Below are 22,217 nucleotides of genomic sequence, written 5' to 3' on the forward strand. Positions count from 1 at the left end.
GGTTTTACTCCGGACGAATGGTGCGATGGATCATCGGCTGCACGGCGGCCTTCTCGGCGCCGATCTGGTACGCGGCCTGCACCTGGCGCACGGCCTGCTCGGCGGCGGCCTGGGTGCGCGCATGCACGGTGCCCAGCGGCTGGCCGGCTTCGATCCGGTCGCCCAGTTCCACCAGGTTCGTCAGGCCGACCGCGAAGTCGATCGCATCCTGCGGACGCACGCGGCCGCCCCCCAGGGCGACGACTGCCAGGCCCAGGCCGCGGGTGTCGACCGAGGTGGCGTAGCCGGCTTGCAGGGCCGGTACCGGCACGATGATTGGTGCGGTTTCCAGGTAGGCGTCCGGCTTGTCCATCAAATCAGCCGGGCCGCCGAGGGCGGTGACCATGCGCGCGAAGCGTTCGGCGGCTTCGCCCGAATCCAGCGCGGCCTGCAGCTTGGCGCGGGCCTCAAGGTCGTTCGCGGCCAGGCCGGAAATGACCAGCATCTCGGCGCACAGCGCCATCGTCACTTCGTGCAGGCGTGCCGGACGCGATTTGCCGGTCAGGTAGTCGATGGCGACGCGCACTTCGACGGCGTTACCGGCGGCGTGGCACAGCGACTCGTCCATGCCGGTCAGGATGGCCGAGGTGCGGGTGCCGGCGCCGTTGCCGACGGCGACGATGCTCTCGGCGAGTTCCAGCGATTTTGCAGGAGTCGGCATGAAGGCGCCGCTGCCGACTTTCACGTCCATCACCAGCGCGTCCAGGCCGGCCGACAGCTTTTTCGAGAGGATCGAGCCGGTGATCATGGCCACCGATTCCACGGTCGCCGTGGTGTCGCGGATGCTGTAGAAGCGCTTGTCGGCCGGCGCCAGCTGGGCGGTCTGGCCGATGATGGCGACGCCGACTTCCTTGACCACCTTGCGGAACAGTTCCGGGTCGGGCACGGTGCTGTAGCCCGGGATCGAATCGAATTTATCCAGGGTGCCGCCGGTGTGGCCCAGGCCGCGGCCCGAGATCATCGGCACGAAGCCGCCGCAGGCCGCGATCATCGGTCCCAGCATGAGCGAGACCACGTCGCCGACGCCGCCGGTCGAGTGCTTGTCGACCACCGGGCCGGGCAAATTCATCGATTTCCATTCCAGGACCTGGCCCGAGTCGCGCATCGCCAGGGTAAAGGCGACGCGTTCGTCCATGCTCATGTCGTTGAAGTAGACAGCCATCGCGAGTGCCGCGATCTGGCCTTCCGTGACGCTGCCGTCAGGGATGCCGCGCACGAAAAACTGGATTTCTTCCGCGGTCAGGGTGCCGCCGTCGCGCTTCTTGCGGACGATTTCTTGGGGGAGGAACATGGGATGCTCGCCTCTCTAAATCAAATAGTTCAAATGGACGCGAACGTAAGGATCGCGCCGAAAACGACGTAGGGTGGGCGGGTTCCCCGTCCACGCGGTGATCGCTATCGGTTCCGGTTTCGTGTACGAACCGGCATCCACCAACGATCGACGCGTGGACGGGAGACCCGTCCACCCTACCCGTTGCATTCACACGCAACGGTTATTCATGCCATCTCAAACGCCGTACGGAATCCAGATGTTTTTCACCTGGGTCGCGTGCTGCAGCACGGCGCGGCCGCAGGCCTGCTTCGCATCGAACCAGTCGCGGCCCTTGGCGCCGCCGACCCAGGTACGCTTCAGCGTTTCGCTCGACAGGCGCTCGACTTCGGCGCAGCCTTCCGCCGAACCGTCGTGACGCCACACCGCATCGATGTCGCCGTGGGTGGCCAGCGTGCGCGCCAGCTCGTCGGCCGAACCGGTAACGATGTTCAGCGCGCCGCCCGGCAGGTCCGAGGTGTCCAGCACCTGGTACAGGTCGGTGCTCGAGAGCGGATGCGCTTCCGACGGCACCGCCACCACGCGGTTACCCATGGCCAGCGCCGGCGCCACCAGCGAGATGAAGCCCAGCAGCGGGTTCTCGTTCGGGCAGACGATGCCGATCACGCCGACCGGTTCGTTCAGCGCCACGGTGACGCCGTGCATCGGCGGCTGGTGCGCCAGGCCGTCGTACTTGTCGGCCCAGGCCGCCCAGTAGAACAGGCGCTCGATCGAGGCCTGCACTTCGCGTGCGGCGTCTTTCGAGCCGGTCTGCGCGGCGATGCGCTGCGCGAACTCGTCGGCGCGGATCGCCAGGTTCTCGGCGATGTAGTACAGCACCTGGGCGCGGTTGTGCGCGGTGGCTTTCGACCAGCCGGCCGCCTTGTGCGCCGCTTCCACGGCGTTGCGGATGTCCTTGCGGCTGCCTTCGCCGATGTCGGCCAGGAAGCTGCCGTCCGCGCCGTGGATGGCGCGGCTATAGGCGCCGTCAGGGCGGGCCTGCTTGCCGCCGATGTAGAGCTTGGCGGTGCGGTCGACGGCGAATGGGCTGTCGCCGGCTGCCGGCTTGGCGGCGACCTTGGCTGCCACGACTGGGGCGCTTGGGCGTGCGTCTTCCGACAGCGCGGTCAGGTACTCGTACATGCCTTCCTTGCCGCCTTCGCGGCCGAAGCCCGATTCCTTGTAGCCGCCGAAGCCGCAAGCGGCGTCGAACTGGTTCGCGGTGTTGATCCACACCACGCCGGCCTTGATCTGCGGCGCCACGTCCAGCGCCAGCGAGATCGATTCCGACCACACGCAGGCAGCCAGGCCATAGACGGTGTTGTTGGCCAGCTGGACGGCTTCGCCCGGGGTGCGGAAGCTCATGGCGACCAGCACCGGTCCGAAGATTTCGGTCTGGGCCACCGCGGCCGAGGTCGAGGCGCCGGTGATCAGGGTCGGCAGGTACCACGAGCCGGCTTGTGGGGCTTCGCAGGCTGGCTGCCAGATCTCGCAGCCTTCGGCGCGGGCGGCTTCCACCAGGCCGTGGATGCGCTGCTGCTGCACCGGGTCGACCAGGGCGCCGATGTCGTTCGATTTATCGAGCGGCGAGCCGACGCGCAGGTTCTGCATGCGCGCCTTGACCTTGGCGATGAAGCGGTCGTACACCGATTCCTGCACCAGCAGGCGCGAACCGGCGCAGCACACCTGCCCCTGGTTGAACCAGATCGAGTCGACCAGGCCTTCGACGGCGGCATCCAGGTCGGCATCATCGAAGACGATGAACGGCGACTTGCCGCCCAGCTCCAGCGACAGCTTCTTGCCGCTGCCAGCGGTGGCCTTGCGGATGATGCGGCCGACTTCGGTCGAGCCGGTAAAGGCCAGCTTGTCGATGCCGGGATGGTTGACGATGGCTTCGCCCACGCGGCCGTCGCCGGTGACGATGTTCACGACGCCGGCCGGCACACCTGCCTGCTGGCAGATCTCGGCGAACAGCAGCGCGGTCAGCGAGGTGAACTCGGCCGGCTTGAACACGACCGTGTTACCGGCAGCCAGGGCCGGGGCGATTTTCCAAGCCAGCATCAACAGCGGGAAGTTCCACGGCACGATCTGGCCGACCACGCCCACGGCGCGGTAGTCGGCGAATTCTTCCGATTGCAGCGCGGCCCAGCCGGCGTGGTGGTAGAAGTGGCGTGCGGCCAAAGGCAGGTCGGCATCGCGGGTTTCGCGGATGGTCTTGCCGTTGTCCAGGGTTTCGAGCACGGCGAACAGGCGCGAGTGCTTTTGCAGCAGGCGCGCGATCGCGTACATGACTTTCGCGCGGCCGGCGCCGCCCATGGCCACCCAGCCCGGCTGGGCGCGGCGTGCGGCAAGCACGGCGCGCTCGACGTCGTCGTTCGTGGCTTGCGTGATCTGCGCCAGTTCCACGCCGTCGGCCGGGTTGGTCGAGGCAAAGGTGTCGGCAGCTTCAGTCCATGCGTTGTCGATGAAGAGGCCGAAACGGCGTCCATGCTGGTCCAGCCACGCTTGTGCTTCTTTGGTGGTTTCAAGAGCGGGGCCGTAATCCATAGTTTGCAGAATCTCTTTAATTGTTGGCATGACGAATCCGTTCGGTGTTTAAGGTTGCGCGTGGCGGTGGGCGGCCGAGTAGGCGCCGGTCACGTAGTGCTCGAGCTGGCGTTCGATGTCGGTCAGGAGGCTGGAGGCACCGATGCGGAACAGGTGCGGCTGCAGCCATTCGTTGCCCAGCTCTTCCTTCATCACCGTCAGGTACTGGAGCGCGCTCTTGGCGGTGCTCACGCCGCCGGCCGGCTTGTAGCCGACCATGAAGCCGGTCTGCTCGTAGTATTCGCGGATCGCGCGCACCATCACCAGCGACACCGGAATGGTGGCGTTCACGCCTTCCTTGCCGGTCGAGGTCTTGATGAAGTCGGCGCCGGCCATCATGCAGACCCACGAGGCTTTCGCCACGTTGTCCAGCGTGACCAGGTCGCCGGTGGCGAGAATGGCTTTCACGTGCGCTTCGCCGCAGGCCTTGCGGTAGGCGAGCATTTCGTCGTACAGCGCTTGCCAGTTACCGGTCAACACGTGCTGGCGCGTGATGACGATGTCGATCTCGGTGGCGCCGGCGGCGACCGAGAGTTCGATTTCGCGCAGCTTGGTTTCCATGCTCGACAAACCGGCCGGGAAGGCGGTCGACACGGCGGCGATCGGCAAGCGGCCCTGCAAAATTTTGCCAGCCGGTTCGATCATCTCGTGGTACACGCAGACGGCGCCGGTTTGCAGCGACTCCAGGCCCAGGGCCTGCATCAAATCGGTGCGGATCGGGCGCATCGCCTTGCGGCACAGGCGCTCGACGCGGCCCGGGGTGTCGTCGCCCGACAGCGTGGTCAGGTCCATGCACTCGATGGCGCGCACCAGCCAGGCGGCCTGGTATTCCTTCTTCACCGTGCGGCGGTTCGCCAGGCTGGCGGCGCGGCGGTCGGCCGCGTTGCGGTTCACCTTCAGGCTGTTGACCCAGCCGAGGTCGAGGCCGACGGCGGTGTTACGTTTGAAGTCCAGGTTCTGGGTCATAGCAGTGCGGTTCCGTTGGAGAGGGGTTGGACGCCGAGGTGGCTGGCCAGCGTGGCGCCGATGTCGGAGAAGGTCGATGCGGTCGGCAGCTCCTGCGCCTTGACGTTCGGGCCGAAGAAGATCATCGGGATGTGCTCGCGCGTGTGGTCCGAGCCTGGCGCGGTCGGGTCGCAGCCGTGGTCGGCGGTGATCACGACCAGATCGCCGTCCTTCAGCTTGGCCATGAATTCCGGCAGGCGCGCGTCGAGTTCGTGCAGCGCGTTTGCGTAGCCGGCGACGTCGCGGCGGTGGCCGAAGTGCATGTCGAAGTCGACGAAGTTCACGAAGCTCAAGGACTTGGCTGGCGCTTCGTCGGCCACTTCCAGCAGGCGGTCGAACAGGGCCATGTTGTCCGGGCCCTTCACCAGGCGGGTCACGCCCTGCGCCGCGAAGATGTCGCTGATCTTGCCCAGGGCGATGACTTCGCCGCCGGCTTCCTTCACGTGGTCCAGCAGCGTCGGCGCGGTCGGTGGCACGGCGTAGTCGTGGCGGTTGCTGGTGCGCTTGTAGTCGCCGTTCGCACCCGTGAAAGGACGCGCGATCACGCGTCCGATGTTGTAGGGCTTGACCAGCTCATAAGCCGCTTCGCACACTTCATACAGGCGGTCCAGGCCGAAGTGCTCTTCGTGCGCGGCGATCTGCAGCACCGAGTCGGCCGAGGTGTAGAGGATCGGCTTGCCGCTCGCAACGTGTTCGTCGCCCAGCTCGTTGATGATGGTGGTGCCCGAGGCGTGGCAGTTACCCAGCCAGCCCGGCACGCCCGTCAGCTCTTGCAACTTGTCGGTCAGCTCTTGCGGGAAGCTCGGCACGGTCTTCGGGAAGTAGCCCCAGTCGAACAGCACCGGGACGCCGGCGATTTCCCAGTGGCCGCTTTGCGTGTCCTTGCCGGTCGACTGTTCGCGGGCGACGCCCCAGGCGCCGGTAAAGCCGTCGCGCTGATTGAAACCGGCGGCCCATTCGCCGCTGGCCTTGTGTGCGGCGGCCGCGAGGCCCAGGCGCTCCAGGTTAGGCAGCGACATCGGCTTGCCCTCTTTCGCGGCCCACTCGGCGATGTGGCCGAAGGTGTTGGCGCCGGTGTCGCCGTATTTGTCGGCGTCGGGCAGCGCGCCCAGGCCGAAGGAGTCCAGCAGGAGGATGAATGCGCGTGACATTTTTTCGCTCGCTAATTAGTTGGCGGTAGCGCGTGGCACCGAGGCCAGGCGCTCGACGAAGGAATGGATCAGGGTGACCAGGTCCTTGGCGGCAATCGCCGCGTACTTCAGGGTCTGCTCGTGCGACAGCGGGAACGGCGACAGGCCTTCGGCCAGGTTCGTGATCGCCGAGACGCCCACCACTTTCAGGCCGCAGTGGCGCGCCGAGATCACTTCCGGCACCACCGACATGCCGACCACGTCGGCGCCCAGGGTCTTGAAGGCGCGGATTTCGGCGGCGGTCTCGAAGTTCGGGCCCGGCGCTGCCAGGTACACGCCTTCGGCCAGGGTGATGTTCTTGTCAAGCGCCGTGGCCTTCACCAGTGCGCGCAGGTCGGCGTCGTAGGCGTTGGCCATGCTGAAGAAGCGCGGGCCGAAGCGGTCGTCGTTCGGGCCGGCCATCGGGCTGCCCGGCAGCAGGTTGATGTGGTCGGAGAGGACCACGACGCTGCCTGCATCGACTTCAGGACGCAGCGAGCCGGCGGCGTTCGTCACCAGCAGCATTTCGCAGCCGAGCAGCTTGAAGGTGCGCACGGCCGAGGTCATCACGTGGGCGCCATAGCCTTCGTAGAAGTGGCCGCGGCCCTTCATGCACACCACCGGCACGCCGGCCAGGGTGCCCAGCACCAGTTCGCCCGCGTGGCCGTGCACGGTGCTGATCGGGAAGCCCGGCAGGTCGGCATAGCTGATCGAGACGGCGTCAGTCATCTGCTCGGCCAGCACGCCGAGGCCGGAACCGAGGATCATGGCGACGCGCGGCTCGAAGCCCGGCTTGCGGGCGCGGATGACGTCGGCGGCTTCGAATGGGGTATTGCTGGACATGGTTTTCCTTCGTATGAATCTAATGGATAGGCGTGAATGCGGTGGCTGTCGTGAGGACGTGTCGTGGAGAGCGGCGCGGAAGAGGCAGCGCCCGAGCGGAACGCTCGACACTGATAAGCCAAAAATTATTCTAACTATGCATTATCGGCGATATGTATGGCAAATACCATTTTTCTTCAGCATTTATATGTCTGGCAAATAAATCCACGTAAATTTATGTCCGTCGCATGTTGGCTTACAGATACAATTTAGCTAACAGGACAATATTGTCGCATCAGCGTATTGACTGCGACCAAACATTTGTCTAGTATCGAACAACATTTGTTTATAAGTGCCGACCGTGACTGAACTCTCCAAGAAAGAACAGTTGTACGAGCTGATCCGTGCGAACCCCTTCATTTCGCAGCAGGACCTCGCCACCGAACTCGGGCTCTCGCGCTCGGCCGTTGCCGGCTACATCGCCACCCTGGTGCGCGAACGCCGCCTGCTCGGCCGTGCCTACGTGCTGCCGGATAACCGCCCTATCCTGTGCGTGGGCGCCGCCAACCTCGACCGCAAGCTGCGCGCCGAAGGCACGCTGGCGATGGGCACCTCGAACCCGGCCAGCGGCGTCGAGTCGTTCGGCGGCGTGGCCCGCAACATCGCCGAGAACCTGGCGCGCATGGGCGCGGCGGTGTCCCTGATCACGGCGGTCGGCAACGATTCTTCCGGACGCGCCCTGCTCGCCCACGCTGACAGCGTCGGCATCGACACCCGCGGCGCTTTCAAGCTCGACGACGCCGGCAGCGGCACCTACACCGCGGTGCTCGACGGCGACGGCCAGATGGTGGTCGCCCTGGCCGACATGGCCCTGTACGACCGCATCACCCCGGCCTTCCTCGACACGCGCCAGCAGCAGCGCACCGGCGCCTCGCTGATCGTGGCCGACCTGAACCTGAGCATGGAGGCCATCGCCACTCTGCAGCGCGACGCCGCGCGCGACGGCGTGTCGCTGATCCTGGTGGCGGTGTCCGAGCCGAAGATGAACCGCCTGCCCGCATCGCTGGCCGGCGTGCGCCTCTTGATCCTGAACGAAGGCGAACTGGCCGCCCGCGTCGGCCGCGCGCTCGAGGGCGAAGCCGATCTGGCCGCCGCCTGCCGCGAAGTCCAGGCCCAGGGCGCCGAAGACGTGGTGGTCACGCTGGGCGCACGCGGCGTGCTGTTCACCGTGCCCGGCGGCGGCGCCGAACGCCTCGATGCCCCGCCGGCCGACGTGGTCGACGTGACCGGCGCCGGCGACGCCTTTGCCGCCGCCCTGGTGCTGTCGCTGCAGAGCGGCGGCACCGACCTGGCCCTGGCCTGCCGCCGCGGCCTGCAACTGTCGGCCATGACGGTCGAGTGCCGCCAGACCGTTTGCCCGCAACTCGCGCCCGATACCTTCGGGGCCCTGATTCAAGAATAAAGGTCTACCCATGCAATCCTTCCTGCTGTTTTCTCCTGAAGTCGCCGCCGCGCGCAATGCCGGCCTGCCCGTGGTCGCCCTCGAATCGACCATCATCTCGCACGGCATGCCCTACCCGCAGAACGTGCAGACCGCGCGCGAAGTCGAGCAGATCATCCGCGACGCCGGCGCCGTGCCGGCCACCATCGCCATCATCGACGGCAAGATCTGCGTCGGCCTGAACGACGCGCAGCTGGAACGCCTGGGCACCGCGCAGGACGCGATCAAGGTCAGCCGCCGCGACCTGGCCTACGTGCTGTCGCAGAAGCTGCTCGGCGCGACCACCGTGGCCGCCACCATGATCTGCGCCGAACTGGCCGGCATCGAAGTGTTTGTCACCGGCGGCATCGGCGGCGTGCACCGCGGCGCCGAGACCAGCTTCGACATCTCGGCCGACCTGCAGGAACTGGCGAACACCAACGTGGCCGTGGTCTGCGCCGGCGTCAAGTCCATCCTCGACATCGGCCTGACCCTGGAATACCTGGAAACGAACGGCGTGCCGGTGGTGAGCGTCGGCCAGCCCGGCTTCCCGGCCTTCTTCACGCGCGAGAGCGGTTTCAAGGCCGACTTCCAGCTGGATACGCCGGAAGCGCAGGCGTCGTTCATCCGCACCAAGTGGCAGCTCGGCCTGGATGGCGGCGTCGTGGTCAGCAACCCGGTGCCGGCGGAATCGGCCATGCCGAAGGAAGAGATCGACCGCATCACCGAGCAGGCGCTTGGCGAGGCTGCACAGCAAGGCGTGACCGGCAAGCTGGTGACGCCCTTCCTCCTTGCCCGTATCAAGGAACTCACCGAAGGCCGCAGCCTGGCCACCAACATCGCCCTGGTCAAGCACAACGCCCTGGTCGGCGCGCGCCTGGCCGTGGCCCTGAACGGCAACGCGTAAATCACGCTTATGTCGATCGACCTGAAACAGCTGAAGTATTTCCTGGCCGTGGCCGAGGAAAAGAGCTTCAGCCGCGCCGCCGAGCGCCTGCACATTTCGCAGCCGCCGCTCTCGCAGCAGATCATGAAGCTCGAGTCCGAGCTCGGCGTGCGCCTGTTCGCGCGCACCACGCGCAGCTTCGAGCTGACGGTGGCCGGCAAGGCGCTGATGGCGGAGGCGTCCGAGCTGCTGGGCCGGATGCGCATGACGATCGACACCATCCGCCAGATCGACCGCGGCGAAGTCGGCCGCCTGCGCGTGGGCATCGTCGGCTCGGCGATGTGGGGGCCGATCCCGAGTCTGCTGGAGCGCTTCCAGACCGAGTTCCCGCGCGTGACCTGGACCCTGCACGAGCTGGGGCCGGACCAGCAGCTCGAAGCGCTGCGCTCGAAGCAGATCGACGTCGGCTTCTGGCGCGAACCGAGACTGGACGACGAGGAACTGAAGGCGGCGCACCTGCGCCAGCAGCTGTGCTTCCGCGAGAACTTCTGCGTGGCCGTGCACAAGGAACACCCGCTGGCGCGCCAGGAAGCGATCGAACTGATGGACATCGCCCAGGAGCCGATGCTGACCCTGCACCTGCACCAGTCGGCCGAGCCGCGCTACCTGATCCAGTGCTGCGTGAATGCGGGCTTCCAGCCGGCGATTTTCCAGGAGGCGGCCGAGCCGCAGACCCTGCTGGCGATGGTTGGCGCGCGTTTGGGCGTGGCGCTGATGCCGCAGACCACCAGCCGCATCGGCTGGCCGGGCGTGGCTTTCCTGCCGATCCGCACGAATCCGCCGTCGGCGAACCTGTACATCACCACCACCAGCCAGGACGATGCGCCGGTGGTGCGGGCCTTTTTGAAGATCCTGAATCCCGACGGGGAGTGATACGGGGCTGATGCGCCTGGCATAGGCTTGTTGAACGCGTGGACGGCGTTCAGGCAGTGTGTATTCGTCCGCCCGGGTGTAGCCGTCCACCCTACGGTCATGCATGCCGGCGGTGTTCGACGTAGGGTGGACGGCTACTCCCGACGCCATGCGTTCACGCGGCCGGTGCGCCGTCCACGCGTCCAGCCCGCGCCGGCAAGATCAGTGCGTCGCCCCACCTCCGACAACTGCATCGCCGCCACCCCGCACCGTCACCTCGACCGCCACGCGCAGCCCCTCGACGATCTCCTCCAGCGCCATCCCCGGCGCCCCGGCAAACGCCGCGGCCTGCTCTGGCAAGTAGGGCACGTGGATGAAGCCGCCGCGAATGGCGGAGCCGGCGATCCGGTGCATCAGACCATAGAACACATGGTTGCAGACAAAGGTGCCGGCCGTTTGCGACACCGAGGCGCGCAGGCCGCGCTCGCGCATTTCCGCCACGATGGCCTTGATCGGCAGGGTCGAGAAGTAGGCCGCCGGGCCGTCTTCGGCGATGGCCGCATCCACCGGCTGCTGCCTGTCGTTGTCGACGATCGGCGCATCGTCGACGTTGATCGCCACCCGCTCGACGGTGAGGTCGGCGCGCCCGCCGGCCTGGCCGACGGCAATCACCACGTCCGGCTTGATCTCGTCGATGGCGCCGGCCAATACCCGGTTGGCGAAGCCGAACACGCAGGGCAGCTGCAATACCTCGACCAGGAAATCGTCGCCGCTCCAGCCCTTGAGCGCGCGCACCGCTTCCCAGGCCGGGTTGACGCTGGCGCCATTGAAAGGCTCGAAACCGGTCAGCAGGACAGTTTTTTTCATAGTGGCTAGCGATTCATGAGGAAGTAGAGGAGGACGATGTTCGCCGCCAGCAGCGGCAGCGCGGTCGGTATCTGCGCCTTGATCACCGCGTTTTTGTCAGGCAACTCCAGGAGCGCCGCGGGGACGATATTAAAGTTCGCCGCCATCGGTGTCATTAATGTGCCGCAATACGCGCTGAACATGCCGATGGCAGCCATCACGGCCGGATCGGCGCCGTACACCTTCACCAGGACCGGAATGCCGATGCCGCCGGCAATCACCGGAAAGGCGGCAAAGCCATTGCCCATGATGATGGTGAACACCGCCATCGCGATGCAATACAGGGCCACGGCGGCAAAGCGCGAATCGACGTCGAACCAGCCCGTACTGACCTGGGCCACCGCCTTGCCGACGCCGGCTTCGGTGAACAGCAGCCCCAGCACCGCCAGCATGTGCGGCAGGGTCACCGCCCAGCTCATGGCGTCGACCAGGCGCCGCGCCTCGCGCACGCCCTGCACCGGGCTTGCCTTGGTCAGCCAGCAGGCGGCGCCGATGGCCAGCAGCGAGCCCAGGCCCAGGCTGGCCAGGGTCAGGTGCGACTGGTCGAACAGCAGCCAGTCGCCGATGTGTGCGTCCTTGAGCACGGTGGCGCCGAGCACGGTCACGATCGGGATCACCAGCGCCGGCAGGAACAGTTTATTGCCGAGGCGCGCGGCGCTGGCGCGGCGGGTCGCTTCGTCCAGGGTGCCGTGCCTGCCCTGGCGCACCAGGCTGCAGCCGGCCAGCAGCGCCATCGCGATCATCACGGCGCCGGCCGCTGCCGCCGGAATGACATCGCCGGCAAGATAAATGAAAGCGTACAGGCCCCAGAACAGCGCGCTAGTGAAGCGGCGCGGGTGGTCCCTGTCGAGCAGGGTCAGCAGTGCGACCGTACCCAGCAGCAGGCCGACAAGAACATACAACAATCCCAGCGAAAGAATCACTTGCCCTCCCCTTCGCGGCGGATCGCGGCGTCCAGGCGGCGCAGGTTCCAGCTGTGGATCAGGAAGGCGCAGACGGCGGTCGGGATGCCCCATAGCGCCATGTGCAGCGGATCGACCTCGATACCCTCGGCGCGCAGGATGGTCTGCATCAGCACGATGGCGCCAAAGGCAACGAAAATGTCTTCGCCGAAGAACAGGCCGACGTTATCGGTGGCGGCGGCCATGGCGCGGATGCGGTAGCGCAGCTTGTCGGACAGCGTGCCGTTGCGCGCCTCGGCCGCGCCTTCGGCCAGCGGCGCCACGAGGGGGCGCACCATCGACGGCTGGCCGCCCAGGCTGGTGAGGCCGGCGGCCGCCGTGGTCTCACGCAGGAAGAGGTAGACGATCAGGAGGCGCCCGGCGGTGGCCGAGCGGATCTTCGCGATGCTGGCCATTGCGTGCTCCTTCAGGCCGAAGCGTTCGAGCAGGCCGACGGCCGCCAGCGGCAGCAGCAGGACCAGCGGCAAATTACGGGTCTTGACGAAGGCCGTACCGAGCGACTCGAGCAGGTGCAGGAAGGGCATGGCGGCAGCGGCGCCGGTGACGCCGCAGGCGGCAACCACCACCAGCACGGGATTGGCGCGCAGCAGGAAGCCGGCGGCGATGACGGCCACGCCCAGCAGCGGCCATAGATTGACAGCGGTTTGCAACATTGTCTCCGGCTTGGGATGGTTAGCCGGATGAGTTTAACCGAAGCCAGGTTGCATTAGTGAAACCGCAAGACCGCGGGCGGCCGGCTTATGCGGCGGTGCTCACTGCGGCCGCACCGGATTGTCCGCCAGGTCGCCCACCCCGGTATTCCAGCGCCGCACATGGAAGGCGCGTACCAGGCCGTGCGTGACATACGGGTCCCTGGCGGCGAACAGCTGCGGCACCTGCGGGCTGTCGGCATCGAACAGGAGGACGGCGCGGTCGGCCGGTTCGTCGAAGGCGCCGGCCAGCACGATCTCGCCGCGCTCCTGCGCTTCCCAGGCCAGGCGCAGGTGTTCGTTGCGGAACTCGGCGCGGCGTTCGAGATAATCGGGAGCGAGATCATAGATGAGCAGGTAATGCACGGCGACTCCGGTGTTATGGGAAAGTAAAGAACCATAGTAACCCACCTGCGCGCCGCTGCGCAGTGCTAACGTGCACCCGCGCACGCTTGATCGCGCTCATACTTGGAGCGCCCTGCCCCACTAATCTCGATACGGTCACGAACGGCAAGCCGCCGACGTCCAGCCAAAGGAGATGCCATGTTCCCGACCATGTTTGCTCCGCTCTTGCGCTTCCTATGCCGATCCGGCGTGCGCATCGGGGCCCTGCTCCTGTCCGCCACCCTCGCCGCCTGCGGCGGCGGCGGCGTCTCGCTCGGCTTCGGCTACGTCGACTACGACGACGACTACGACGACTACCCCTACCAGCCGGGTTGGCCGGGCGGCGGCACGGCGTCCGATCCCGGCATCTTCCTGATCGCCGGCGGCCTCTGCCCCACCTGCGGCGGCGCGCTCGACGGCTCCGGTTCGGCCGCGCGCTTCGATGCACCCGAGGGCATCGTGCTCGGCCCCGACGGCAACCTGTACGTGGCCGAACGCACGAGCGGTACCATCCGCAAGGTCTCGCAGCAGGGCGTAGCCGTCACACTGGCCGGCAGCGCCGGCGCCAGCGGCAGCACCGACGGCGCCGGCAACGCGGCGCGCTTCAACGGGCCGACCCGGCTCGAAGCCGACATCGACGGCAATCTGTACGTCACCGACAGCGGCAACTCCACCATCCGCCAGGTGAGCGCGGGCGGCGCCGTCACCACGCTCGCGGGCGCCGCCGGCCAGTGCGGCAGCGCCGACGGCAGCGCCGGCAATGCGCGCTTCTGCAACCCGCAGGGCATCACGCTCGACCGCAACGGCAACCTGTACGTGGCCGACACCATGAACCACACCATCCGCCGCATCGACCGCAACAACGCCGTCACCACGGTGGCAGGCGTGGCCGGCGCCTGCGGCAGCGCCGACGGGCGTGGCAATGCCGCCCGCTTCTGCGAGCCGCGCGACATCGAGGTCGACGACGACGGCTATTTGTACGTGGCCGACACCGCCAATTCCACGATCCGCGAAATCTCGCCCGCCGGCGAAGTGCGCACCATCGCCGGCGCCGCCGGGCAATGCGGCACCGCCGATGGCCCGGGGCTGAGCGCGCGCTTCTGCAACGCCGCCGCGCTGACCATGGACGGCGCCGGCACCCTGTTCGTGGCCGACACCGGCAACGGCACCATCCGCCGCATCGGCGCCTCGGGCGCGGTGAACACCGTGGTCGGCACGCCGGGCACGCAAAACGTGGTGCTCGGCCCCCTGCCTGGCAGCCTGAACGCGCCACGCGGCATCACCGTACTGACGGGCGGCGCGCTGGCGGCCACCTCGCAAAACATGGTGCTGCGGCTGGTGCCGGCGCGCTGAGCGCGGCAGGGACTGTTGCGCAAATCATACTCTCGCGCCAGCTCCGCGATTTGCTGCGGTGCATGGCGACTTGCCGCACAGAAGAGTTAGCGCCGTGGGCGTAGACTGGCGCCATGAACACATCGAAAAAAATGGCGGCAGGGATGGCGGGATTCGCCAGCGTGTTGTGGCTGGGCCTCACGGCTGCGGTGGCAGCCAACCAGCGCCGGCTGGTGTTCAACCCGACCATCATCCCCGAGGTCAATAGCCCGCGCAGCAGCGGACATCGCACCCGCCCGATCGTCCTGCGCGCAAAAGACGGCACCCGCCTGTGCGGCTGGCTGATGACGCCGCGCGTGCCGGGCCCGCGCCCGGCGGTGCTGTATTTCGGCGGCCGCTCCGAAGAAGTATCCTGGGTGGTGCGCGATGCCGGCAATCTGTTCCCGAACATGACCGTGCTGGCGATGAACTACCGCGGCTACGGCAACTCCCAGGGCATCCCCGACGAAACCCTGATGATCGACGACGGCTGCACCCTGTACGACTGGCTGGCCGCCCTCGGCCAGGTCGATGCGCGCCGCATCGCCGTGGTCGGGCGCAGCCTCGGTTCCGGCGTGGCCGTGCAGGTGGCCAAGGAACGCGCCGCCCACTCGGTGGTCCTGATCACGCCCTACGATTCCATCCTGGCGATCGCCAAGCGCAAGTTCCGCGCCATGCCGATCGAGTACATGCTGCGCCACCGCTTCGAGTCGATCAAGTACGCGCCCTCGCTGAAGGTTCCCACCTGCGTGCTGCGCGCGGAGAGCGACGACATCGTGCCCCACTCGCACACCGACCAGCTGTGCGGCAAGCTGGCCAACCTGATCGCCGACGAGATCGTGCCCGACTCGGACCACCTGAACATTCCCTACCTGGAAGCGACCCAGGCGCGCATCGCCGGCTTCCTGACCGAGCGCTTCAGCCAGCCCCTGCCCACCCCGCAACTCCTGGAAACTGTGGCTTGAAGGAAAAAAGATGCCGAATGTTGTCGGCATTTATATTTCCTTCGAATAAATTGCCAAGTAAAATCGTATTTGTCATGCATCCATCGGCTGATGCATATTTGACAGGTTGAGCTGCGCAGGTTTTCCGATACCCGGCGCCACGCAGCGCATGGCCGGGCTACCCTCCCCGTTTGCTGTTGCGATGCTGCGACATTCGCGCGCGTAATGCATGGTTGAGCAGGCCGCGATACAAATCGTAACCCCATGAAACGTTCGGGGCTGACACAATCCGCACGGTAAAAAAATTCGTGCTGGCATGGCACTGTGCACGGCACAGCGGCATGCCGCACAGCCTTGCCTTTATGCCGCCCTTCCCAACGCAGCCGTTGCGCCGGGTACAATATCGAAATTCCAGGAGCTATTTCATGAAATTCAAGCAACTCAGCATGACGATTGCAGCACTGTGCATCGCCGGCACGGCAAGCGCAGCCAATCCGAAACTGGGCATCGTCTACGATGCCGGCGGCAAGTTCGACAAGTCGTTCAACCAGTCCGCTTTCGAAGGCGCCGAGCGCTTCAAGAAGGAAACGGGCATCTCCTATATCGAAGTCCAGGCCAACAGCGATACCCAGGCCGAGCAGGTGATGCGCGGCCTCGCGCGCAAGAAGCTCGACATGATCGCCGCCGTCGGCTTCTCGCAGACCCAGGCCGTAGCCAAGGTCGCCAAGGAATTCCCGAAAGTTAAATTCGTCCTGATCGACTCGGTCGCGCCGGGCGCGAACGTGAACTCGATCATGTTCAAGGAACAGGAAGGCTCCTACCTGGTCGGCGTCGCCGCCGCCATGGCCTCGAAGTCGAAGAAGATCGGCTTCGTCGGCGGCATGGACATTCCGCTGATCCGCGCCTTCTCCTGCGGCTACAGCCAGGGCGCCAAGGCGCAGCAACCGAAGATCGAGATCCTGTCGAACATGGTCGGCACCACCGCTGCGGCCTGGAACGACCCGGCCAAGGGCGGCGAGCTGGCACGCCAGCAATTCGACCGCGGCGCCGACGTCGTGTTCGCCGTGGCCGGCGGCTCGGGCATGGGCGCCCTGCAGATGGCCAAGGAAAAAGGCAAGCTGGCGATCGGCGTCGATTCGAACCAGAACTACCTGCATCCGGGCAATATGCTGACCTCGATGGTCAAGCGCGTCGACATGGCGATCTACGACTCGTTCATGCAGGTCAAGAACAACACCTGGAAGGGCGGCATCACCTACAAAGGCCTGAAGGAAGGCGGCGTGGACTGGGTGCTGGACAAGGACAACCGCAAGGTCGTCACCCCGGAAATCGAAAAACGCGTGAACGGCGTGAAAGCCGACATCATCAACGGCAAGGTCAAGGTCATCGACTACCGCGCAGGCAGCAGCTGCCCGGTCTGATTTCCATTTCCGTTTTAACTACAGCGCGCCGCGTCGGATTCTCCGGCGCGGCGCGCTTTTAAATGCATTGCATTACTCAATGCATTTGCTGTTAAGAATCCATTGAGTTACTCAATGCATTCATCATTTTTAAGAAAACATTTTTACTACTGATCGCTATGCAGCCAGCCGTAGAATTTCGCAACATAAGCAAGGCCTTCGGGCCGGTGCAAGCGAACGCTGACGTCAGCTTCACGATCGCCAAGGGTTCCATCCATGGCGTCATCGGGGAGAACGGCGCCGGCAAATCCACCCTGATGAGCATCCTGTACGGCTATTACCACGCCGACAGCGGGCAACTCCTGATCGATGGCCAGGCGCGCAATATCCGCACCAGCCAGGAAGCCATCGATCTCGGCATCGGCATGGTCCACCAGCACTTCATGCTGGTCGAAAACATGACCGTGCTCGACAACGTGATGCTCGGCGCCGAGGGCGGCTTCAAGCTGGCTGCGAAACGCAAGGAAGTCGAAAACAAGCTGCGCGAGATCTGCACGCGCTACCGCCTGGACGTCGATCCGCTGGCCACCATCCACGATCTGTCGGTAGGCGCCCAGCAGCGCGTCGAGATCCTGAAGCAGATCTACCGCAGCGCCAACATCCTGATCCTGGACGAGCCCACCGCCGTCCTCACCGCCCAGGAAACCGCCTCCCTGTTCGAAATCCTGCGCCTGTTCAAGGACCAGGGCAAGACCATCATCCTGATCACCCACAAGCTGGGCGAGATCATGGACATTACCGACCAGGTGACGGTGATGCGCGCCGGCCGCGTGGCGGGCGCCGTCACGACGAGCGAGACCTCGAAGGAGCAACTGGCCAACATGATGGTCGGCCGCCCGATCGAAGGCAATTTGCCGCGCAAACCCTTCAACCCGGGCGCGCCTGTCCTGAAGGTGAACAACCTGCAGCTGCAGGATGCGAACAAGGTGCAGTTGCTGGCCGACATCAACCTCACCGTGCGCGCCGGTGAGATCGTGGCGCTTGCCGGCGTCTCGGGCAATGGCCAGAGCGAGCTGATGGAAATCCTGTCCGGCATGCGCCTGCCGAGTTCCGGCCAGGTCGAGCTCGACGGCAAGCTCCTGCCCTACGCCGGCCGCTCGAATGCCGACGGTTTGCCGGCCGCCTTCCGCCAGCTCGGCATCGGCCACGTGCCGGAAGACCGCCTGCGCGACGGCGTGATCAAGGATTACTCGGTGATGCAGAACACCGTGTTCGGTTACGAAAACCGCGTGAAGAACCGCTGGGGCCTGTTTGACTTCGAGGCGATCGCCAGTCGCTGCGCCGACCTGCTGCAGGCCTTTGACGTGCGCCCGAACAACCCCGACATGCGCATCGGCCTGCTCTCGGGCGGCAACCAGCAAAAGGTGGTGATCGCGCGCGAAGTCTCTGCCCAGCCGAAACTGATGCTGGTCGGCCAGCCGACCCGCGGCGTCGACATCGGCACCATCGAGTCGATCCACACCCAGCTGCTGCGCCTGCGCGACGAAGGCGTGGCGATCCTGCTGGTCTCGACCGAGCTGGAAGAAGTGCGCGCCCTGGCCGACCGCATCGTGGTCGTATCCGGCGGGCGCGTCACCGGCGAACTGGCCATCGACGAATTCGACACCACCCGCATCGGCCTCCTGATGGGCGGCATGCACAAGTCATGAAACAGATGAAACTCACCGAACTTCCACGCTGGGCGACCGGTATCGCCCTGCCGCTCCTGAACCTGCTGTCGGCGCTGCTGGTCGCCGCGCTCGTCATCCACCTGCTGGGCGAAAGCCCGGTCGAGTCGATGAAGATCCTGATCGACTCGGCCGTCGTGAATCCCGAAGGCCTGGCCTACACGCTGTTCTACGCCAGTACCTTCATCTTCACCGGCCTTGCCGTGTCGATCGCCATGAAGGCCGGCCTGTTCAACATCGGCGCCGAAGGCCAGATGTACTTCGGCGGCCTGGGCCTGACCCTGGCCGTGCTGGCGTTTGATGCCACCCTGTCGCCCTGGCTCCTGATTCCGCTGGCCATGCTCGGCGCCGCCGTGTTCGGCGCGCTGTGGGCCTTCCTGCCGGGCTATTTGCAGGCCAAGCGCGGCAGCCACGTGGTGGTCACGACCATCATGTTCAACTTCATCGCCGCCAGCCTGATGAACTTCATCATCGTGAAGTACCTCATTCCCGAGGGCGAGCAGAACCCGGCCAGCCGCGTGTTCGCCGACAGCGCCATGCTGCCGACCCTGAACACCTGGTTCCCCTTCTTCGGCGACACCCCGCTGAACATCGGCTTCCTGGTCGCCATCGCCGCCCTCGTGATCTACGGCGTGGTGGTGTCGCGCTCGACCTGGGGCTACCAGCTGCGCGCCACCGGCCTGAACCAGCACGCGGCCCACTACGCCGGCGTGCGCATCAGCCGCATGATCATCGTCGCCATGCTGATCTCGGGCGCCCTGGCCGGCCTGGCCTCGGTGAATTCGATCATGGGTTCGACCCACTACCTGAGCCTGAACTTCCCGGCCGGCGCCGGCTTCATCGGCATCGCCATCGCCCTGATGGGCCGCCAGCATCCGGTCGGCATCTTCCTGTCCTCGGTGCTGTTCGGCGCGCTGATCCAGGGCGGCTTCGATTTGTCGCTGGAAAAACCGAACATCCCGGTCGAGACCTTCGTCTTCATCCAGGGCCTGATCATCCTGTTCTGCGGCGCGATGGAAAACCTGTATGGTCCGGCGCTCCTGAAACTGATCAACGCAACACGCAAGGGTTAAATCATGGAAGGCTTTGATATCGCCAACATCGTCGTCTCGACGATCCGCAACGCGCCGGTGTTGATGTTCGCCGCGCTGGCCGGCCTGTTCGCCGAACGCAGCGGCGTGGTCGACATTGGCCTCGAGGGCAAGATCCTCGCCTCGGCCTTCGTCTCCGCCGCGGTCGGCTACACGACCCAAAACCCGTGGCTGGGCATCGCCGCCGGCATCGCCGTCTCGGTGGCGCTGGCCATGGTCCAGGCATTCGTGTCGATCACGCAGAAGGGCAACCAGCTGGTGGCCGGCATCGCGATCAACATCGCCATGAGCGGCCTGACCTTCGTTGTCGCCCAGTACATCTTCCAGCAAGGCGGGCGCACGCCGGACCTGGGCGCGGCGCGCCTGAGCACGATCACCCTGCCGGGCGCCGAAGCCGTGGCTGGCATCCCCGTGCTCGGCTGGATCTGGAACAGCCTGCTCGGCGGCCACTCGCCGCTGGTCTACCTCGCCTTCCTGCTGCTGCCGGTCGTGCACTGGGTGGTCTACCACAGCCGTTTCGGTTTGCGCCTGCGCGCCTGCGGCGAAAACCCGCACGCCGCCGATGCCGCCGGCGTCTCGGTCGAGCGCACCCGCTACATGGCGATGCTGGTGGCCGGCGTGCTGTGCTCGTTCTCGGGCGCCTACCTGTCGATCGTCCAGAGCGGCTTCTTCCTGCGCGACATGTCGGCCGGCGCCGGCTACCTGGCCCTGACGGCCCTGGTGTTTGGCAACTGGCGTCCGCTGCAGACCGTGCTTGGCTGCCTGATGTTCGGCTTCTTCTCGGCGGTGCAGATCCAGATCGAAGGCGTCGATCTGCCTGTCGTGGGCCGGATTCCGGGCTCGCTGATCCAGATGATTCCGTATGTCGTGACCGTGATCGTGCTGGCCGGGCTGATGGCCAAGTCGGTGGCACCGAAGGCGGTGGGCAAGCCGTTCGTGAAGTCACGCTGATCGCCCAAGGCACGCAACATCGAGGCCGGAAAGCCGCTGCCCAGCGGTTTTCCGGCCTTTTTCTTTGTCTGGTGCAAAAATATCTTTCAAGGCTTGAATTATTAATCCTGACACTTCTTGAAAAAGTCAACACATTTCGTTGTACCAGAACGACGTTGCTCAAAAATTTTTCACCAGCAACTTTGATGCTGTACGGCACTTTCTTTCCTATGAGAACGAGGTAAACGAACTCAGCCGTTATGCATTTTCGCTAAAAAATGTATCCACACGGAATTAATTCCTCACGGTATTCTGAGTGCACTTGATCTCACAGACGCTCTGTCCGGAGCGCTGCACTCCATAAGGAATACCATGCAATCGATCCGTATCAGCAACATCCGCCGCATCGCTTTCGCCGTCTCCGCACTGGTGTTCGGCGCCGCCGCTCCCGCCTCGGCCGCCGTCCTCGGCGTCGGCACCGGCCAGACCTACGCCACCCCATGCAAGGCCTTTGCCGCCGCCAAGACCGGCGACACCGTCGACATCCAGGCCGGCACCTACTCGGGCGACGTCTGCGCGATTTCCGCCAGCAAGCTCACCATCCGCGGCGTGAACGGCCGTCCGCACATCAAGGCCGGCGGCAAGCATTCCGGCGGCAAGGCGATCTGGGTCGTGCGCGGCAATGACATCACGATCGACAACGTCGAGATGTCGGGCGCCGCAGTCCCCGACAAGAATGGCGCCGCCCTGCGCCTGGAAGGCACCAACTTCACGCTGCGTCGTTCCTTCTTGCACGACAACGAGAACGGTGTCCTGAGCGGCGTGAACGAAGCCAGCACCGTGACCATGGAATACAACGAGTTCGGCCGCAACGGCCGCGGCGACGGCTACACCCACAACGTGTACATCGGCAAGGTCGCGAAACTCTACTTCCGCTACAACTTCTCGCACGACGCAAACGTCGGCCACAACCTCAAGACCCGCGGCCTGTACAACATGATTGCCTACAACCGCTTCTCGAGCCTGCGCTCGGGCGAAACCGGCAGCACCGCGGCAGGCAAGCCGAGCTACGAAGTCAACGTGCCGAACGGCGGCACCACCTACCTGATCGGCAACGTGATCCAGCAACCGGCGTCGAACAACAACCCGGCCATGGTGTCGTACGGTGAAGAAGGCGTGGGCACCCGCAAGACCGACCTGTACGTGATCAACAATACCTTCGTCAACGACGAAAGCTCGCGCGGCACCTTCGTTACGATCCGCAACGCAACCACGCCGGCCAAGCTGATCAACAACATCTTCGCCGGCGGCGGCACGGTCACGGCCCAGGCCACGGCAATCCAGAAGACCAACTACCGCTCGGTGGCAGGCAACTTCGTCAACAAGGCAACGTATGACCTGCGCCCGGCAAGCAACGCGCAGATCGTGAATGCCGGCTCGAACCCGGGCAACTCGGCCGGCGGCCTGGCCCTGAAGCCGACTGCCAGCTACAAGCACACCGCGACCTACTCCTCGCGTTCGACCAAGGGCGGCACGATCGACATCGGCGCCTACGAAATCCAGTAAGCGCATACCGGCATGCGCCAGGTACCCAACCCGAAATAG

19 protein-coding genes are annotated in these 22,217 nt (G+C 65.5%); 10 read left to right on the forward strand and 9 right to left on the reverse strand.

What is annotated here, in order from left to right:
- Window positions 1-4: 4 nt before the first annotated feature.
- The 5 genes from deoA to xapA all read right to left on the reverse strand — a co-directional run bounded on the left by deoA (window position 5) and on the right by xapA (window position 6,951).
- Window positions 5-1,330 carry a thymidine phosphorylase gene (gene deoA / locus ACWYRN_RS03370; protein WP_488691124.1) on the reverse strand — a complete coding sequence of 442 codons (1,326 nt, stop codon included), beginning with the start codon at window positions 1,328-1,330 and terminating at the stop codon, window positions 5-7.
- A gap of 216 nt (window positions 1,331-1,546) precedes the next feature.
- Window positions 1,547-3,925, reverse strand: a complete 2,379-nt coding sequence (locus ACWYRN_RS03375) for an aldehyde dehydrogenase family protein (RefSeq protein ID WP_488691125.1) — start codon at window positions 3,923-3,925, stop codon at window positions 1,547-1,549.
- A gap of 18 nt (window positions 3,926-3,943) precedes the next feature.
- Window positions 3,944-4,900 carry a deoxyribose-phosphate aldolase gene (gene deoC, locus ACWYRN_RS03380; protein ID WP_488691126.1) on the reverse strand — a complete coding sequence of 319 codons (957 nt, stop codon included), beginning with the start codon at window positions 4,898-4,900 and terminating at the stop codon, window positions 3,944-3,946.
- Window positions 4,897-6,090: a phosphopentomutase gene (locus tag ACWYRN_RS03385; RefSeq protein ID WP_488691127.1), complete on the reverse strand. Its 1,194-nt coding sequence runs from the start codon at window positions 6,088-6,090 to the stop codon at window positions 4,897-4,899. The genes deoC and ACWYRN_RS03385 overlap by 4 nt, the downstream gene beginning before the upstream one ends.
- Before the next feature lie 15 nt (window positions 6,091-6,105).
- Window positions 6,106-6,951 (reverse strand): xanthosine phosphorylase, encoded by an 846-nt coding sequence (gene xapA, locus ACWYRN_RS03390; RefSeq protein ID WP_488691128.1) that lies wholly within the window; start codon window positions 6,949-6,951, stop codon window positions 6,106-6,108.
- A 340-nt stretch (window positions 6,952-7,291) separates the two neighbouring features.
- Here xapA and ACWYRN_RS03395 point away from each other — a divergent pair, with 340 nt between their 5' ends.
- The 3 genes from ACWYRN_RS03395 to ACWYRN_RS03405 are packed head-to-tail and all read left to right on the forward strand — an operon-like array spanning window position 7,292 to window position 10,229.
- Window positions 7,292-8,392 (forward strand): carbohydrate kinase, encoded by a 1,101-nt coding sequence (locus ACWYRN_RS03395; RefSeq protein WP_488691129.1) that lies wholly within the window; start codon window positions 7,292-7,294, stop codon window positions 8,390-8,392.
- A gap of 10 nt (window positions 8,393-8,402) precedes the next feature.
- The gene (locus ACWYRN_RS03400) at window positions 8,403-9,317 is read left to right on the forward strand and encodes a pseudouridine-5'-phosphate glycosidase (RefSeq protein WP_488691130.1); all 915 of its coding nucleotides are present in this window, start codon (window positions 8,403-8,405) and stop codon (window positions 9,315-9,317) included.
- Window positions 9,318-9,326: 9 nt separating this feature from the next.
- Window positions 9,327-10,229, forward strand: coding sequence for a LysR family transcriptional regulator (locus tag ACWYRN_RS03405; RefSeq protein WP_488691131.1), 903 nt, complete (start codon window positions 9,327-9,329; stop codon window positions 10,227-10,229).
- Window positions 10,230-10,430: 201 nt separating this feature from the next.
- Here ACWYRN_RS03405 and pcp read toward each other — a convergent pair whose 3' ends face one another.
- The 4 genes from pcp to ACWYRN_RS03425 all read right to left on the reverse strand — a co-directional run bounded on the left by pcp (window position 10,431) and on the right by ACWYRN_RS03425 (window position 13,131).
- Window positions 10,431-11,075, reverse strand: coding sequence for a pyroglutamyl-peptidase I (pcp, locus tag ACWYRN_RS03410; protein WP_488691132.1), 645 nt, complete (start codon window positions 11,073-11,075; stop codon window positions 10,431-10,433).
- A gap of 5 nt (window positions 11,076-11,080) precedes the next feature.
- Window positions 11,081-12,037 (reverse strand): DUF979 domain-containing protein, encoded by a 957-nt coding sequence (locus ACWYRN_RS03415; RefSeq protein WP_488691133.1) that lies wholly within the window; start codon window positions 12,035-12,037, stop codon window positions 11,081-11,083.
- Complete coding sequence (locus ACWYRN_RS03420; protein WP_488692769.1) at window positions 12,034-12,726, reverse strand: DUF969 domain-containing protein; 693 nt, start codon at window positions 12,724-12,726, stop codon at window positions 12,034-12,036. The genes ACWYRN_RS03415 and ACWYRN_RS03420 overlap by 4 nt, the downstream gene beginning before the upstream one ends.
- 102 nt (window positions 12,727-12,828) lie before the next feature.
- Window positions 12,829-13,131 (reverse strand): YciI-like protein, encoded by a 303-nt coding sequence (locus ACWYRN_RS03425; protein WP_488691134.1) that lies wholly within the window; start codon window positions 13,129-13,131, stop codon window positions 12,829-12,831.
- 177 nt (window positions 13,132-13,308) lie between these two features.
- On the opposite strand from ACWYRN_RS03425, the gene ACWYRN_RS03430 reads away from it, so the two are divergent.
- The 7 genes from ACWYRN_RS03430 to ACWYRN_RS03460 all read left to right on the forward strand — a co-directional run bounded on the left by ACWYRN_RS03430 (window position 13,309) and on the right by ACWYRN_RS03460 (window position 22,178).
- Complete coding sequence (locus ACWYRN_RS03430) at window positions 13,309-14,502, forward strand: NHL domain-containing protein (protein WP_488691135.1); 1,194 nt, start codon at window positions 13,309-13,311, stop codon at window positions 14,500-14,502.
- Window positions 14,503-14,615: 113 nt separating this feature from the next.
- The gene (locus ACWYRN_RS03435; protein WP_488691136.1) at window positions 14,616-15,485 is read left to right on the forward strand and encodes an alpha/beta hydrolase; all 870 of its coding nucleotides are present in this window, start codon (window positions 14,616-14,618) and stop codon (window positions 15,483-15,485) included.
- Window positions 15,486-15,889: 404 nt separating this feature from the next.
- On the forward strand, window positions 15,890-16,885 hold the full coding sequence (locus ACWYRN_RS03440; protein WP_488691137.1) for a BMP family lipoprotein: 996 nt from the start codon (window positions 15,890-15,892) through the stop codon (window positions 16,883-16,885).
- 158 nt (window positions 16,886-17,043) lie between these two features.
- Window positions 17,044-18,573: an ABC transporter ATP-binding protein gene (locus tag ACWYRN_RS03445; RefSeq protein WP_488691138.1), complete on the forward strand. Its 1,530-nt coding sequence runs from the start codon at window positions 17,044-17,046 to the stop codon at window positions 18,571-18,573.
- A gap of 5 nt (window positions 18,574-18,578) precedes the next feature.
- The gene (locus ACWYRN_RS03450) at window positions 18,579-19,664 is read left to right on the forward strand and encodes an ABC transporter permease (RefSeq protein ID WP_229438051.1); all 1,086 of its coding nucleotides are present in this window, start codon (window positions 18,579-18,581) and stop codon (window positions 19,662-19,664) included.
- Window positions 19,665-19,667: 3 nt separating this feature from the next.
- Window positions 19,668-20,633 carry an ABC transporter permease gene (locus ACWYRN_RS03455; RefSeq protein WP_488691139.1) on the forward strand — a complete coding sequence of 322 codons (966 nt, stop codon included), beginning with the start codon at window positions 19,668-19,670 and terminating at the stop codon, window positions 20,631-20,633.
- Between the two features lie 351 nt (window positions 20,634-20,984).
- Window positions 20,985-22,178, forward strand: a complete 1,194-nt coding sequence (locus tag ACWYRN_RS03460; RefSeq protein WP_488691140.1) for a right-handed parallel beta-helix repeat-containing protein — start codon at window positions 20,985-20,987, stop codon at window positions 22,176-22,178.
- Window positions 22,179-22,217 lie beyond the last annotated feature (39 nt).

It is taken from the genome of Massilia sp. BAP21 (genome assembly GCF_057801335.1).

Coding starts and splice junctions, on each gene's coding strand:
- ACWYRN_RS03430 (WP_488691135.1), top strand. CDS start 13,309: ATGTTCCCGACCATGTTTGCTCCGCTCTTGCGCTTCCTATGCCGATCC.
- ACWYRN_RS03445 (WP_488691138.1), top strand. CDS start 17,044: ATGCAGCCAGCCGTAGAATTTCGCAACATAAGCAAGGCCTTCGGGCCG.
- ACWYRN_RS03375 (WP_488691125.1), bottom strand. CDS start 3,925: ATGCCAACAATTAAAGAGATTCTGCAAACTATGGATTACGGCCCCGCT.
- pcp (WP_488691132.1), bottom strand. CDS start 11,075: ATGAAAAAAACTGTCCTGCTGACCGGTTTCGAGCCTTTCAATGGCGCC.
- ACWYRN_RS03440 (WP_488691137.1), top strand. CDS start 15,890: ATGAAATTCAAGCAACTCAGCATGACGATTGCAGCACTGTGCATCGCC.
- ACWYRN_RS03400 (WP_488691130.1), top strand. CDS start 8,403: ATGCAATCCTTCCTGCTGTTTTCTCCTGAAGTCGCCGCCGCGCGCAAT.
- ACWYRN_RS03405 (WP_488691131.1), top strand. CDS start 9,327: ATGTCGATCGACCTGAAACAGCTGAAGTATTTCCTGGCCGTGGCCGAG.
- ACWYRN_RS03460 (WP_488691140.1), top strand. CDS start 20,985: ATGCAATCGATCCGTATCAGCAACATCCGCCGCATCGCTTTCGCCGTC.
- xapA (WP_488691128.1), bottom strand. CDS start 6,951: ATGTCCAGCAATACCCCATTCGAAGCCGCCGACGTCATCCGCGCCCGC.
- ACWYRN_RS03455 (WP_488691139.1), top strand. CDS start 19,668: ATGGAAGGCTTTGATATCGCCAACATCGTCGTCTCGACGATCCGCAAC.
- deoA (WP_488691124.1), bottom strand. CDS start 1,330: ATGTTCCTCCCCCAAGAAATCGTCCGCAAGAAGCGCGACGGCGGCACC.
- ACWYRN_RS03435 (WP_488691136.1), top strand. CDS start 14,616: ATGAACACATCGAAAAAAATGGCGGCAGGGATGGCGGGATTCGCCAGC.
- ACWYRN_RS03385 (WP_488691127.1), bottom strand. CDS start 6,090: ATGTCACGCGCATTCATCCTCCTGCTGGACTCCTTCGGCCTGGGCGCG.
- deoC (WP_488691126.1), bottom strand. CDS start 4,900: ATGACCCAGAACCTGGACTTCAAACGTAACACCGCCGTCGGCCTCGAC.
- ACWYRN_RS03450 (WP_229438051.1), top strand. CDS start 18,579: ATGAAACTCACCGAACTTCCACGCTGGGCGACCGGTATCGCCCTGCCG.